The 14,933-nt window shown below is 33.9% G+C and carries 12 protein-coding genes; 1 reads left to right on the top strand and 11 read right to left on the bottom strand.

All coding sequences use genetic code 11. The features are described from left to right. Window positions 1-44: 44 nt before the first annotated feature. The 5 genes from T335_RS0105135 to T335_RS19920 all read right to left on the bottom strand — a co-directional run bounded on the left by T335_RS0105135 (window position 45) and on the right by T335_RS19920 (window position 6,793). Complete coding sequence (locus tag T335_RS0105135; protein ID WP_026476584.1) at window positions 45-3,194, bottom strand: SbcC/MukB-like Walker B domain-containing protein; 3,150 nt, start codon at window positions 3,192-3,194, stop codon at window positions 45-47. 3 nt (window positions 3,195-3,197) lie between these two features. Further along, on the bottom strand, window positions 3,198-4,364 hold the full coding sequence (locus tag T335_RS0105130) for an exonuclease SbcCD subunit D (protein ID WP_026476583.1): 1,167 nt from the start codon (window positions 4,362-4,364) through the stop codon (window positions 3,198-3,200). Window positions 4,365-4,688: 324 nt separating this feature from the next. Beyond that, the gene (locus T335_RS0105125; protein WP_026476582.1) at window positions 4,689-5,507 is read right to left on the bottom strand and encodes a hypothetical protein; all 819 of its coding nucleotides are present in this window, start codon (window positions 5,505-5,507) and stop codon (window positions 4,689-4,691) included. Between the two features lie 286 nt (window positions 5,508-5,793). After that, on the bottom strand, window positions 5,794-6,297 hold the full coding sequence (locus T335_RS0105120) for an AAA family ATPase (RefSeq protein WP_026476581.1): 504 nt from the start codon (window positions 6,295-6,297) through the stop codon (window positions 5,794-5,796). 25 nt (window positions 6,298-6,322) lie between these two features. Then, complete coding sequence (locus T335_RS19920) at window positions 6,323-6,793, bottom strand: GNAT family N-acetyltransferase (protein WP_034327772.1); 471 nt, start codon at window positions 6,791-6,793, stop codon at window positions 6,323-6,325. A gap of 268 nt (window positions 6,794-7,061) precedes the next feature. Between T335_RS19920 and T335_RS0105110 the strand changes: the two genes are divergently transcribed. After that, on the top strand, window positions 7,062-7,976 hold the full coding sequence (locus tag T335_RS0105110) for a radical SAM protein (RefSeq protein WP_242837252.1): 915 nt from the start codon (window positions 7,062-7,064) through the stop codon (window positions 7,974-7,976). Window positions 7,977-8,299: 323 nt separating this feature from the next. Here T335_RS0105110 and T335_RS19915 read toward each other — a convergent pair whose 3' ends face one another. The 6 genes from T335_RS19915 to T335_RS0105080 all read right to left on the bottom strand — a co-directional run bounded on the left by T335_RS19915 (window position 8,300) and on the right by T335_RS0105080 (window position 14,928). Then, entirely contained in the window at window positions 8,300-10,384 is a 2,085-nt protein-coding gene (locus T335_RS19915; RefSeq protein WP_242837251.1) for an aldehyde ferredoxin oxidoreductase family protein, read from the bottom strand. Between the two features lie 123 nt (window positions 10,385-10,507). Continuing rightward, window positions 10,508-11,431, bottom strand: a complete 924-nt coding sequence (locus T335_RS0105100) for an acyltransferase domain-containing protein (protein WP_026476579.1) — start codon at window positions 11,429-11,431, stop codon at window positions 10,508-10,510. A 90-nt stretch (window positions 11,432-11,521) separates the two neighbouring features. Then, window positions 11,522-12,163 (bottom strand): hypothetical protein, encoded by a 642-nt coding sequence (locus T335_RS0105095; RefSeq protein WP_026476578.1) that lies wholly within the window; start codon window positions 12,161-12,163, stop codon window positions 11,522-11,524. Then, entirely contained in the window at window positions 12,154-12,663 is a 510-nt protein-coding gene (locus T335_RS0105090) for a flavodoxin family protein (protein WP_026476577.1), read from the bottom strand. The genes T335_RS0105095 and T335_RS0105090 overlap by 10 nt, the downstream gene beginning before the upstream one ends. Before the next feature lie 164 nt (window positions 12,664-12,827). Then, a complete protein-coding gene (locus tag T335_RS0105085) occupies window positions 12,828-13,868 on the bottom strand; it encodes a Gfo/Idh/MocA family protein (protein WP_051569148.1) in 1,041 nt (346 codons plus the stop codon). Window positions 13,869-14,094: 226 nt separating this feature from the next. Continuing rightward, window positions 14,095-14,928, bottom strand: coding sequence for an ABC transporter permease (locus tag T335_RS0105080; RefSeq protein ID WP_026476575.1), 834 nt, complete (start codon window positions 14,926-14,928; stop codon window positions 14,095-14,097). Between the last annotated feature and the right edge of the window lie 5 nt (window positions 14,929-14,933).

Genomic DNA, 14,933 nt, shown 5'->3' with positions numbered 1-14,933 from the left:
CGGACTAATTCCAATTGGCCTATATAAAAAATTCTCTTAAACTATTATACGACTTTAAAGGCTGCTCTACTCCCCCTATTACCTGGAATTATCTCTAATCTAGCCCCAATCCGCTCCTTTAACTCTGGAACATGGGATATAATACCCACTAGTCGGCCAGATTTCTGCAATTCTACTAAAGATTCTACTGCACTATCTAAAGATTCAGGATCTAGGGTACCGAAACCTTCATCAATAAAAATGGTATCAATACTAATGCCACCAGCATAGGACTGGACAACGTCTGCAAGTCCCAAGGCAAGTGATAATGAAGCCTTAAAGCCTTCTCCCCCTGATAGGGTTTTTACATGTCGAGACTTACCAGTATAATGATCATAAACCTCTAGCTCTAATCCACTTTGAGCGTTGCTTCTTACCCTTTCATCAGTCCTACTTAGCTCATAACGGTTCCCTGTCATTCTAACAAGACGGGTATTGGCTGCTTCTAAAATATTATCTAAAAAGGCCGCTAGAACATATCTTTCAAAGGTCATTCTTTCGTTATTGTTACCCTTAGCCACCTCTGCCAAGTGCCCAACTAGACTATATTCTTCCTCTTTATCTCCAATCTCTACTTGCAATGCCTCTATAGTAACTAAAACATTGCTATTTTTATCAATCTTACTATGGAGAACTGTTTTCTTATGCTCTAATGCTTCTTTTTGAAGTTTCATTCCTTCATAGTCCTCTACTAAAACCTTCACTTCAACTAGTTTTAAACCTTCAGCTTCCTTTTCGGCCTCCTGATATCTGTCAGATGCAGACTTTAAGGACTCATAATATTCCTTAATTAGTTTTTCTAGTTGTTGAATTTCAGCCCCTCCAAGTTTTGCCCTTTGGTAGCCTTCTAACCCTTTAAATCCTGCTGTTTCTATGGCTTTTTCCAGTTTGTCCTTCGATAAGTTAACGGCTTCTTTTATTTCTTTTAAGTTGTTTTCTATTTCCTGTAATTGAGACTTTCTTGTTGCGATTTCTAAATTAAAATCCTGTACCTTTTTTTCAGCTTCTTTAAAAGCATCCTTTATTTCTTGCAATTTATTTGTCTTGATGATAATAGCCCTTTGTAACTTTTCTGGAGTTCTTATTTCCTCTGGCAACTCTTTTTCTAGTGCTTCTACGATAGCATGCTCTCCCTTATACTGACCAATTTCTTCTGTATAAAGGTTATTTAATTCTTCTAGTTTTTTTTCTTCTTCTTCAAGCCCTTTAATTATTTCTTCTTGCTTTTTTGATAATGCTTCGACTTCCTTCTTCTCCTTTTCAAGGAGAGCAACCCTTTTTTCTATAGTTTCTTTATCAAGGGCTACAAGAGCTAACTGTTCCTTAATAAAGATCTTTAACTCATTAAACTTTAGCTCCTGTAAAGGAACTTTGATTAGTATTTCCAGTTCTTCCTTCATTCTCCCTACAATCGCTTTTTGTGCCTTGCCTTCGCTAAGGGCATCGTTCACCTTTAATTGGCTTTTTTGATAGCTCATATCTAACTTTTCTAGTTTGTCTTTTTCTATTTTTAAGGTGACTTCTGTAGGAATCCCTTCTTCTAATGTTGCTAGGTGGGGGTGATGGGTAGAGCCACAAACAGGACAGGACTGATTTTCCTTTAAATCTTGAGCTAATAACCCAGCTTGTCCCCTATACCAGTTTTCCATTAAAGTTTCATAGTCTTTTTTGGCCCCTTGAAACTTTAGGGTAATGTCATCATGTTGCTTCTTGATGTTGTTATAGCCTTTAACTAAACTATCTAATTTATCATTTTCTATGTCTAGACTATTAAGCTTTTCGTGGATTTGAGAAACCTTTTCAAAGTGACCTTTAGCTTCGACCAATTCTGTACTAACATTTCGACTCTGATCCAACTTTACTGTTATTTCTTTGTTTTTTTCCTTTAACTCTTCGACTATTTTCTTTTGCTCTTCTTTGTTTTTCTCTATTCCCTTTAGAGAGGTAGCTAATTTTTTTAAACTTTCCTTTTTAACTTCAAAAGAACTTACCTTTTCTTCAAAACCCTTGAGAAGGGTAATCTCTTCAGATAGCTTGGTGCCTTCTGCTTCCTTTTTCTTTTCAATCTCTAACTTCTCTACAGCTTTTACATATCTAGTTTCTACAGCTTCCAGTTCAACTGTTTTAATTTTTAGTTCTTCTTCTTTTTTCCCACTACTTATTTGTTTCTCTAAGTAATTTTCTTCTAAAGGAATTATTCCTTCTGCCCTTCTAGCCAATTTTAATCTTTCCTCTTGGGCTATTATTTTAGGCTTTTCTGCTTCAAGTAATAATTTTTCTTTTTCTATTGCTTCCTTAAGGGCAATTTTTTTATTATTCTCTTCTGCTATTAATATCTTTTTATGGCCTTCCTCTAACTTTTGGTTCTGTGTTTTGATAGCTTCTGAGACTTCTGTTCTTAGGGCTTCATCCTTTTCGATTTCTTCTTTTATTAGTTTTAGCACCTCAATGTAGTTTAAGTCCTTCCCTTCCATAAGGGTCTCCATTACAGTAGGGTCTTCTAACTCAACTCGCTTTAAGGTATCCTGTCTTCTAGTTACCAAGGTACCGATTTCCTGTCTAATGGTTTTCGCCATCTCATTCAGCCTTGTCTCAACAAGTTTAAAACCCTCTGTACCAAAGATTTTTTGAAGAATTTTCTCCCGATCTTTACTATCAGAAACCAAGAGTTTACGAAATTCCCCTTGGGGAATCATCATAATCTGCCTAAACTGGTCGCTGGTAATCCCCATTAGTTGATTAATTTTCTCCTTTACATTACTCACCCCTGTAACAGTTTGAGGGTCATCTTCTCCTACTATTCTTAACTCTGCCTCTGGACTTTGTTCTGTTGTTCCTTCCCCACGACTTCTTCTTTTTTCTTGTCTTGGGATTCGCTTAATATAGTAATGTCTTCCTCTTAGTTGGAATTCTAGTTCCACCATGGTTAATGTATCTAAATCGGCAAACTGACTTCTAAGGTTTTCTCCATCCCTTTCTTGTCCACTGGCTTCCCCATAGATAGCATAACTAATTCCATCAAATATGGTGGTTTTCCCTGCTCCTGTTGGGCCTGTAATTAAGAAAATGTTCCGCCCATCTAGTTTAGAAAAATCTATTACTTCTTGTCCTGCATAGGGGCCAAAGGCTGTCATGGTGAGTTTTAATGGTCTCATCCTTTATTTCCCCCTTTCCGCTGCCTCTAGTTGATTTAATACCTTGGCTAAAATAGTAGATTTGGCTTCACAACAGTCTTGATCTGTCACTTTTTTATAGAACTCTTGAAATAGCTCTAGTTTAGTCCTTTTATGGTGGTTTTCTCCTGCTGAAATTTTATCATTTTCCTTATTCCGAGCCGTTGTATGTCGGTCTAACCTTAATACGTTGGGATAAACCGTCCTAAGCTTTCCAATAGCATCAATCAACTCTCCTTCGTCGGTTAGGGTCACCATTAAATAGTCCTCTATATTGGCATTTTCATAAACATGGGGTTGCAGTAGCTCCTTTAGTTCCCCCATAACTCTCCTCATATCTCTTTTAGGGGTTAGGGACACCTGTCTTACTTCAATTTCTCCCTTACCATCCATCTCTACAATAGTAATAGACTTCTTTTGTTTACTCTCTGAAAAAGAATATTTCATTAATGAACCTGCATATCGTACTTTGTCCCACACAACCTTTTGGGGGCTATGGAGATGCCCTAGGGCAGTATAGTGGAAGTCTTTAAAGTAATTGGCATCTATATAGTCTGTCCCTCCAATAGATAAGGGTCTTTCAGATTCACTGGTTTCTAAAGCCTCTGCCCCTGTAATAAAACCATGGGCTACCACCACATGTCTTTCTTGAGGATTCATCTTACCTTTGATACCATCTAGCAGTACCTTCATGGCATGGTCATGACCTTGAATTTCTTTATTTTCGGTAATATCCCTTACGATAATTGGGTCTGCATAGGGAACTAAGTAAAAGTTTACAGGACCATGTTCATCTTCTAATACAATTGCCTCTAGTTCCTTTGTCAGCTTCCCTGAAATATATAGTCCTTTGTTTTTCAATATTTTATTAGCAAAGCCTAAACGATCTGGACTATCATGGTTGCCCGCAATAGCCAGTATAGGTATTTCTAATTCAATTAATATTTTTGAAAAGACTTCATCTAAAAGTTCTACTGCTTCAACTGGCGGTACTGAACGATCATATAAATCCCCTGCAATGATGATACAATCGGGTTTTTCTTCCTTTACTAGTTCTACAAACTGCTCTAATATATGTCTTTGGTCTTCTGTCATATGAATTTGGTGTACCAATTTTCCTATATGCCAATCGCTGGTATGGAATATTTTCATCCTTATTCCCCCTCGTCTGTTCTCTTTTTATACTTTATATACCATTGTATCACTTCAATTAACCTATAGGGATATTTTCGATGGGAAAAGTGGTTTTCCTTTTTATGTTAGGGCATTTTGTGGTTTCCTGCAAATTAAAAATGCCCCTAATTTATTGGAGGCATCATAATACTAGTAATGACTAGCTCTGTTGATTATATTCCTTCATGACTTCTAACATAGTATGGGCTATAAAACCCTTTTGCATTGTTCCTTTAGATGAAATAGTAGTAGTAATATGCCTCTCATAATCATTAGAGGAATATTATTTACTATGATTTGCTATTATTTGCTATGATTGTACTCATCGAACACATCCTTTGAAAAAAATGCTGAATGGTACTTTCCTAATAGATTATTATTTTCATCTTTTAAAACCATATTGTATTTATAAACTAAATCTGTACTTCCCATTTGATAGAAGGTTTTCATTAGCTGAACATTATTCTTGGTCTCATCAAAAATCAGATACAGGTTAAAAAGCTTTCTCTCTTTGATCAAAAATCCCCTTATTCCATAGACTGAAATGATTAAACCATTTTCTAACTCTTCGGTTATAACATATTTAAATTTATGGCTACCTTGGTATAGGTATGTTTCATCGAAGGTAAGCATTTCATCATCTGTAGTTACCCAACTTCCGTAAATTGCTATATCCATTGGCATATTACTTCTATGTAAATTTACATTTTCTAAATCAATTTCAATAGGTTCCTCTGGGTAATTAAGTCCTTCAAAATAAGTAGTTATTTCATTAATTACACTTATGTCTATATCATACCATTGCTCTTGATAATAAACTCTTTGTCCAACAAAACTGATGAAATTTACATTACGTTTGTCATCCACAATACTAATCTCATAAACAGGATTATACTCTATATCTTCACTTATATTGCTAAATCTCATTTCATTTAGAAGATTTATAATTCTATTAATATCTTCTAATTCTGTAATCACTTTCTTCATTTTACCATCACTTATTTCAATAAAATCTATGTTATCTTCAATAAATCTCTTGCTAGTATTAGTCTGCATAGCACACCCTACAACTTGAGTAATCGTCAGTATAAGAAATAAGATTATAAGTAGTTTTTTCTTCATATTTAATATTCCCTCTCTTCTCTAACCTTCCTATACAAGCATACTTCACAACCATGTAATTGTCAAATTTAACCATGTCAAGTAAGCATCAATACCCCTCATATATTTATAAATTATTGAATCTAGATCAGAGCATAAGATATTATACTTGCCCAATAATATGTAGTATTTCCTTTTCAATTTATACTTCCATTTTTATGCTGATAGTTGCCGAAATTAAGCATAGAGTAAAAAAAGAAAGTCCTTCTCTAGTTAGAAAGGCCCTTCTCGGTATTTTATGCTTTTATTACGAGAACTTTCTCTTTATCAGCTTAATAATTTCCTCTGCTACTTCTTCACTTCTTTTATTGGTAGTATCAATTTTAAATGTATCTAAGTCCTCATATAAAGCTAATCTTTCTATGCTCCTTTTAATCATTTCTTCATGGGCTTGTCTTTTTAACAATCGTTCTTTTAGTTCATCTTCAGAACAAGTAAGGGTTATCTTATAGAGGTCAAAGTTGAAATTCTTAACCCAGTCCAACACCATTTCCATGATAGCCTCTGTATGTATAACCCAATTGAAGATGATATACTCAATAGAAGAATTACTAAAAAAATTCCTTAATAAATAGCTTATATTATTTTCTACCATCCTTTTATTTTCATCATTCACCACAAATGGATTCATCCTCCAACACCAATCTCCATCTAACCAAACGGAATTTTGAAGTTTGCTATTAAGCAAACGACAGGTGGTTGTTTTTCCTACTGCCATTGTCCCGTTGACCACAATTAATTTCTTATTCATTCCATAACCCTCTATTCTTAAGGCTTTACCCTTCATTTGACTCCATAAAAACTGCATGATTTGTAACTTTAAAACCACACTTTTCATACAGCCTTTGGGCTGGTATATTATCAGTATATAATCTAACCTTTACTGCATTAGTCTCATTTGCAACATCGAAGGCCTTCTGCATAAGGGCAAAGGCCACTCCCTTTCTCCGGTAGACTGGTGCTGTCCATACCTCATCCACATAGACAATTCCCCGGTGCCATTTTCCTATTTTAGGTGTAAGGATCATAGTAATCCAACCAACATACCGCCCCTCCACCTTAGCCGCAAAGGCATAAAAGCCCTGTTGCCCTAACTGGATATAAGCATCAGAAAAAACAGTTTGTTTATTTAACTTTTTCTCTTCTACACTTCTTTCTACGCCACTTATTCTCCATGCCACCATATCATCAAACATATGATAATTTTCCTTTGAAACTTTTTCAATTGTTATTTTTTCATTCTCCATATTCCCTCTCCTAACAGGCTTCAATTATTAATATTATATTATAAATTCCATAATTTTACAATATACTTTGAAGTATATCTTTATTAACCCTGACCCTTCTAGTACTACTTATTATACTAAGAGATATAGTATATTTAGCAAAATTACGGAAGGTCAATTTAAATTTAGCAAATTAACCTAGACAAACATAATATTTAAATGAATTAAAAAGGGAAATATAATAAGGGTTGTCTTCATATAGTAAAGTAAAGATAAGGAGTAGATGGAATTGCTGAAAACACCAAAATATCTTCAACTATTAGCCAATGGCCAATTAGAAAGTAAAATACATAAATTAAACAAGATGCTTGAAAATTGCGTATTGTGTCCCCATCAATGTCAAGTTAATCGACTAAGTGGTGAGCCTGGCTATTGTAAAACCTTAAAGAAAGTAGTGGTTTCGGGGGCTGACCCCCATTTTGGTGAAGAGCCTGAATTGGTAGGTCGATATGGCTCAGGTACAATATTTTTTTCTCATTGCAATCTTAAATGTGTCTTCTGTCAAAATTACGAAATAAGCCATTGTGGTGAAGGACAGGAGATCACTAATCAACAGCTGGCAGAAGTAATGTTATCTTTACAAAAGAAAGGTTGCCATAACATTAATCTTGTCTCCCCCGGCCATATTATACCTCAAATTGTAGAGTCAATTTTTATTGCCGCTCAAAAGGGTTTAAATATCCCCATTATTTATAATACCAATGGTTATGACTTAACTGATAGTCTCAAATTATTGGATGGGGTCGTAGACATTTACATGCCAGACATTAAGTTTGCAGATAATGATTTAGCAATGAAATATTTAGGGGTAAAAAGTTATTTTACCATTGCTCAAGCAGCCATTAAAGAAATGTATCGTCAGGTAGGTAGCTTAAAAACAAATGAAAAAAATATTGCCTATGAAGGATTACTGATTCGTCACCTAGTTATGCCTGAAAATCTTGCTGGTACAGAAAAAATCATGAAATTTATAGCAGATGATTTATCAAAAAATACCTATGTTAACATTATGCCCCAGTACTACCCTGCCTACAAGGCATTTGATTACACTGAACTGAATAAAAGAGTGACTAAAGACAAATTTTGCGATGCCTTGAAAACAGCAGAAAGGGCAGGTTTGACTAATATTCGTGGTATTTTTTAATTATGGGGAGAATTGTAAAAGCTTGTAAATTAATTTAAAAACTTTCTCTAATTATGCCAATTTTTGATTATTACAAATTTCTCATTTTTTTAGTTTCATAATAATTTATTAAAAATATTAATTATAGAAAATATAAAGATTGTGAGAAGAGAAAAACCTCAACCATTTTGATTACTTTAGTATGGTTAAGGTTTACTACTTTTTAAAAGGCTTATTTAGTTATAATACTGTTATTTGTAGAAACATTTTTATACCTTATCTTATACCTTGTCTTAGTGCAGAAGATGATGCTATGCTAGTATGATTCTATTAACTAGATCCTTCTATTGCTGCAGTGTTTTCCCCATTTTTTTCATTTCTTCCATTTTCATTTTTTTAGCTTTCTTCATGCCTTTTTCTATTGAGTTAGTCACTATTTTATAGATAATTCTAGACTTTATCTTTTCTCCTATAGTCATTTTAAAACTTAATCGCACCTCTTTTAAAACCTCTTCCATTTTACCAGTTTTACTATCTTCAGTGGCTTTTACCAGATCAATGTAATGACTTAACCCTATCTCCTTAAATCTTTCTATTGTTGGTCTACCATCTTTTGATAAGCCTCTAAAATAAAAGTATTCTGGAAGCATTCCCTCATCATTTTCTTTAATGTCGGTGTCTTCTATAAACTGTTTATTAACACCTTCTTCTTTCTTTCTTTGGGGTAACTTATAGTCTTCTAACTTCATACCCGATACGATATTAAAAGCATTTTGTAATTGATATATTCTTTCTCCACAATAGAATAGTTGTTCTTCTGTTAAGGCAGTCCCTAGTAGTGAATTCATGACTTCTGCCAAGTCATTAAAGTAACCTCTACCTTGTGTTACAATTCCATGCATACCAAATAAGCATAAACCAATTGAATCTAGTGCATACTTATAGTTTTCATGCCACCAAACAACTCTTCCTTTTTCCTCTGATTTATGATAATTCCCTTTAAAATCTCTTTTAAAAATGTGCTTTGCCACCATCTCTGCAAAAGGACCACCAAAAATTGATGTAAACGGAAAGTTTTTCAAGTGATCTCCACCACGGGTGGAGGTTATATATCCTAGTGCCCATGCTTTTCTTCGTTTGGATTGTAAACCTATTGAAGATTTTTTTACACAAAAGGCGTATTTCTCTGCCTTTAAAATTCTTGAAGCCCTATATGAACCCTGAGCTAAAATTTTCCCGAACTCATCATCAGATACCATCAAAGACATTAAATGCTCTGCCCCTTCTACACTACCGAACTTATATAGCTTCTCATTCTGATATTCTGGAGGCAAAAGTCCCCTGTTTTGCAGTTCAAAGGTGAGGGCAATAGCCGAAGCACATTCCATACTGTCCATTCCAAACTTGTCTCCTAAAAGCTTTAAGTGGATAACTTCAGCATAGTCAAAAATTCCTATAGCTGGACCAAAGCTTGCTACAGAACCATAATCAATTCTTGAACCACCTTCTCCTTTAAATCTACCTTTTTTAATCTCAAAGTCTTTTGCACAGCCCATTGCACAGTATTTGCACGGATTTTTTTTAGTTTCAAATTCTGATCTAAAAACCCTAGCATATAAATTCTCGCAACGTTCGTCCTTGTTATTGGCACAATTATTGATTGGTATCGTATCTGTTTCGTTATACTGTTTCACCAACAATAACGTCCCTTCAAGACTCATCATTTTAAAGGTGACAGAAGTTTTACCACTATCCAACCAATTTTTGCTTATATTTTTTAATTTTTCTTTGTCATACACATTGTTTATAACATTCGTCTTTTCTATAACAATGGCTTTAACCTTCTTATGCCCCATTATACAACCCATTCCCATACGTCCTGCAAAATGAGTTTTTGACATTGCAATACTTGCAAATCTACATAATTTTTCACCAGCTGGCCCAATACATGCCACCTCACAATTTCCCCCATATCTTGCCTGTAATAAATCGGTTACATCATCTGTATTCATGCCCAATAAGTCATCAGCATCAATAAACTGCACTTCCCTTTTAGCACTTATATAAATGTAAACTGGCTTCTCTGACGTATTACGTAAAACAAGATGATCTATCCCAAGTCTTTTTAAATATATGGGAAAATCTCCTCCAATATTAGAATCCCCAAACAAATCCGTTACTGGACTTTTACCTGTTATAACACCACGGTTTCCATTAAGTAGTCCTGAACCAGTGCCAACTCCAACTCCAAAAACTAGGACATTTTCATCAGACAGCGCATCGTTAAACATAGCTTCAGAATCAAATAGAATTTTAGTATTAAGTCCAGCCCCCCCAATGTATTCTTCCCGTTCTCTTCTTGTAATTTCAACCTCTTCTACCTTTTTCTTATCCAGGTCCACATAAACGATTCTATTATCAGTTATCAATTGTATTCATTCCTTTCACTTCCTCACACTTAAGTGAGGAAAATGCATTAATCATAATTCAATATTAATTATGCATTTTCCTCAAGTAGTAATTGAGGAATTTTATTTATAGTAAAAACCTTCCTAGCAGTTTTTTAAAAAAGTCTTATAGGAATAAAAAACAGAATCTGGTTTAGTTAAAGTGGATATTTTTTTGACATTACCATCAAGGCTTACATCCCAAAATTGGTTGTATCCCTGATTTTCTAAAGATTCTATAGCTTCTCGCCATTTCATTGGAGTGTATACATTTTTCTTTAATTCTTCCCTTACTAAATTCTCATCATCCTTAATAATATCTAATGAATACACAGATAAGACTTTTCTATTACCTTTAAATATAACAAGGTCATCCATGCCCTTTATACATTCTTCCATCCAGTCTTTTTTTCCATTATGAAAGGCGATTAATGTATTTAATTTTATCGCTTTTAATGCTCCCTCGTTGGTTGAAGCTTCCATCATGTAATCCACATATTCCTTTTCACCAGTAATTAATAATGAAACTTCAGAGTTTTCACTGGCTATTGATACAAAGTTGCTCCATCCATTTTTTATAATAATTTCTTCTAAATAATTTTTAGGTAAGCCAACAATTAAAGCCATATCTTCCTTTAGATTATTAAAAGAATACTCTATGCACTTTATCGTGCTTTTTAGTATTTCAATTCCACCTAAAAATGAAAGATATCCAGCACATACTAATGCTGTATTCACTCCTAGACTGTATCCCACCAATATATCGGGCTTAATTCCATTTTGTATATATGTATCAAATATTATGTAATCACATATGTATGATATTACCATTTCAGCAAAGACTACTTCTAGATCACTTCCATCTTCTTTTCTATGTTTCAAATTTTCTAAGAAGTCTATTCCCATAAATTCTTTTGCTTCTTCACACAGTGTATATAGTTTTTCTTTTTGTTTTTCATCCAGTTTACTAATTAGTTTTCCTATAGAACTGTTCATCCCTTCAAAACAAAAAACTACCTTTCCTTCCATAAGTAGTTACACCACCTTCCCTCATTTCTTTTATCACTATCTTTTCTTTTATCACTATCTTTTGATTAACATATAATTATAATGGGGGTACTATTGTCTCTTAACGTATAATTTCTTTGGAGTTAAGCGATTTGCAAATCCACAAAAATACCAGTACATATCCGATAATCTCATACATTTTGAACGGGACATTTGGGGATTTAGATATAAGTCGTCCTTTGTTCCTTTTACTTCGATTAACTCCTTAAATTTCTGTAGCTCTTCCTTCAATGTTTTTCTAGAAGCAGCAGTGAAGGGTATTGGTTTGTCAGTTGCCAATAGAGTCCCTGCTCCAATCCCTATTCCCCCTCCTTTGGTAATACCAATTTTATTGCACCAATTATTTACAATCTCGATTGCAATTTTATTTTGAATACCCTCATAAAATCCACAATTTATAATTGTATACATAACCAAATTGGGGGTTTTGCCTTCATCCTTCAAATACTTTTCATAATGATACATAAAATCTAAAACATGAGATGGCAATCCATCTACATATAATGGAGCCACCAGTAATATAACTTCCGATTCATCTATGGTTTTATAATATTGTTGCCACTGACTTTTTCTAATAAGCTTCAGTTGATGACATTCATTATTGCCTCCTAATAAATTTTCCATGTGGTTTATCAAGTATCCCGAACGGCTCTCTTTAAATTTTGGGGTGCCATCTAATATAGCTATTTGCATTTTACTCCCTCCCATAATGAAATGATATCCTGTGGAGATTGAAAAAATGTTGTCGTATAATCATCGCAATTTAAATTAATGGCATTAGCCTTAACAAAACTTTTCATCGTTGCTTTTTCTCTTTCAGTTAAGGAGTTACCATAAGCATAAACCGTCAGCTTAAATTTATTAGAATAACGCTCAGGGTGATGCATTTCATCGTTTCTAATAACAAAGAAGGGTAACATATAGGAAATACTTCGATCTAATATGTTTTTTATAAAAGGAGAGTAGCTACCACAATAACATTCAGTAATTATTACGTATTCATCCATATACTGCATATTTTTAGGGTTATCCGAATACTTGTCCTTCAAACAGCATAACACTGGATGCTTAGTCCAACAGTCAAAACATCCTATACAGCTTTTTATGGTCCCATCATTTCCTAAAACCATATCATTATTTACCTTTAATTTTTTCTCATATTCTTCCGATAAATCATGAATAATTAATCTCATATTATATCCTTTCCTCCTTTTTAAAAGTTTAGAAGAATTGTTCATATTAACATAATTATAGAAACATCCTCATTTACATAAAGTTTCTTATTTAAAATAGTTAAAGTAGAACTCCCTATTCCTTATAACAAAGTATGTAAACCATGCTTTAAATTACACATTACTTAAAATGATCCTTTGGCTGTTTTAATGAACTCATCTATTAACTCTGCTTGTTTAAGAATCTCATTATAATTGTTTTCCCTCACACTACTATTCGTAATGCACTCTTGAAATTTTAGTATTGACTTCCTAAATGTATTATCCGATGGAAGCTTTCTCACTTCTTCTATGCTCCCTTTATTAATAGTGATTTCAGGAACAAACCCAGTGGGTGCAGTAAGTATGCGACCTGTCATTAAACACCCCTTGCTCCCCCAAACTTCAAGATCACATTTATATTGGTTATCCATCCCGAATGCAATTTGAGCTGTAATTCCTTCTCGATTAATGATTGCTCCCGAGCCAAATAGATCAACTTCAAAATTATCTATATAGTTCATCTGGGCATAGGCAATCTTAGCCGATTCACCAAGTAAGGTTGCTGCATATTTGATAGTATAGCCTCCAGCATCCATTAGTGCGCCGCCGCCAAGTTCTTTATTATATCTGAAATCATTAATCGCTCTTCTTGGAAAGCCAAAAGTAATTCTATAAAGTCTTACATCACCAATTTCACCACTTTGAACGATATCATCAATCGCCTTCAATTGATCATGATAAACAAACATATAGTTCTCATGAAGTGCCCTTCCTTTTTCTCTAGCCAGTTCTACCATCTCTCTAGTTGTTTCTGAAGCTATCGTAGCAGGTTTTTCTACTAAAACGTGTTTATTAGATTCTAATGCACGTTTTGCCCATTTAAAATGCAGGGATGGGGGTAATGGAATATATAAGGCATCAATTTCACTAGAAGTAGAAATTGCTTCATAACCCTCAAAAATTTTCCCACCATATGTTTCAACAAATTGAGCTGCCTTTTGGTATTGTGCCTTTAATGTACTTTTCTTCACCTCTTCTGACACTTCTGAACCTTTATCGCCAAATCTTTCTTCTTCAGTACATACACCAATCCCAACAAACTGGAAACCCTCCAACGCTGCCAACTCTGGCATAAATCTGCGCATTGCAATTTCAGATGGACATATCACTCCTAAGCGAATCATTTTCATTTCCCCTTTTTTCCTAAAGTAATATTATCTGTTATCGTTAAACACAAGTAAATTTAAGTCTAGACTTTTAAAAAATTACAATAAGTATATTACATCACAGATACACCTAACCTCTATCTAGTCAATTTTAATACGGTTCTAATTTTAACTCTTCTAACAATGGATTTTTACTTTTTAAAATCTATTATTAACTATTGTTAAAGACAGGTCGTAATGATGCTTACCATATTTCTTCTTCTTTATTTCTTGTACGATTAATTTTAGAAAAGTCAACTTTTCCAAAGACATAGGATGCTAATATTAAAAATATAAACCCAAATACTAACACAAACACCATACTAATCAAGGGGGTTATTACAAAATCACCAATCTTAAAAGCAAGTTGTTGTTCAATTAGTTCATCTATTGTTAAAGAGGTCTTTTCCAGTATAATTGTTCTGAAGAAAGCCGTAGCATAGGTCATTGGATTGAGATAAGCCACAAATCTTAAAATATTTGGCAATATTGAAAGGGGCACGTATGCACCGCTAAGAAATGTCAATGGCATAGAGATTGCTGTATTTATGATCTGAAAAGTTTGTGAATCCTTAACTAGTGTGGCAATAAATAACCCTAGCCCAGAAAAGACAAGCCCCACGATAATCATAAATCCAATAACGGCAAATGGTGTAATCCAAGAATTGACTCTAAATCCTATTAAGAATCCAAAAAATAAAATAATAATCCCTTGCAGACTTGCAATTGTTGCGGCAGAAATTAACTGTCCTACTGCAACCTGTATCCGTTTAACTGGACTCACCAATACTTCCTTCATAAATCCTGAAACAATATCTTCTATCGTACTGGTTCCCATTGTGAGGGATGCTTGAAATACCGTAGCAATTACAATACCCGCAAGCATATAATTTACTGGATTGGTAATGCTTTCATTTTTAAATATCGCACTGAAAATATATAAAAAAAAGAAGGGCATTACAATTAGCGTAATTAGCTGAACACGATTACGGATAAATAGTTTAAGATTTCTGAGCCATAAAGCAACTATAATATTCATAAAAA

The organism is Alkaliphilus transvaalensis ATCC 700919, assembly GCF_000621485.1.
GTDB classification, from domain to species: Bacteria; Bacillota; Clostridia; order Peptostreptococcales; family Natronincolaceae; genus Alkaliphilus; species Alkaliphilus transvaalensis.
This window is presented reverse-complemented; position numbering and strand designations above follow the sequence as displayed.

Coding starts and splice junctions, on each gene's coding strand:
- T335_RS0105135 (WP_026476584.1), bottom strand. CDS start 3,194: ATGAGACCATTAAAACTCACCATGACAGCCTTTGGCCCCTATGCAGGA.
- T335_RS0105130 (WP_026476583.1), bottom strand. CDS start 4,364: ATGAAAATATTCCATACCAGCGATTGGCATATAGGAAAATTGGTACAC.
- T335_RS0105125 (WP_026476582.1), bottom strand. CDS start 5,507: ATGAAGAAAAAACTACTTATAATCTTATTTCTTATACTGACGATTACT.
- T335_RS0105120 (WP_026476581.1), bottom strand. CDS start 6,297: ATGAATAAGAAATTAATTGTGGTCAACGGGACAATGGCAGTAGGAAAA.
- T335_RS19920 (WP_034327772.1), bottom strand. CDS start 6,793: ATGGAGAATGAAAAAATAACAATTGAAAAAGTTTCAAAGGAAAATTAT.
- T335_RS0105100 (WP_026476579.1), bottom strand. CDS start 11,431: ATGGAAGGAAAGGTAGTTTTTTGTTTTGAAGGGATGAACAGTTCTATA.
- T335_RS0105095 (WP_026476578.1), bottom strand. CDS start 12,163: ATGCAAATAGCTATATTAGATGGCACCCCAAAATTTAAAGAGAGCCGT.
- T335_RS0105090 (WP_026476577.1), bottom strand. CDS start 12,663: ATGAGATTAATTATTCATGATTTATCGGAAGAATATGAGAAAAAATTA.
- T335_RS0105085 (WP_051569148.1), bottom strand. CDS start 13,868: ATGATTCGCTTAGGAGTGATATGTCCATCTGAAATTGCAATGCGCAGA.
- T335_RS0105080 (WP_026476575.1), bottom strand. CDS start 14,928: ATGAATATTATAGTTGCTTTATGGCTCAGAAATCTTAAACTATTTATC.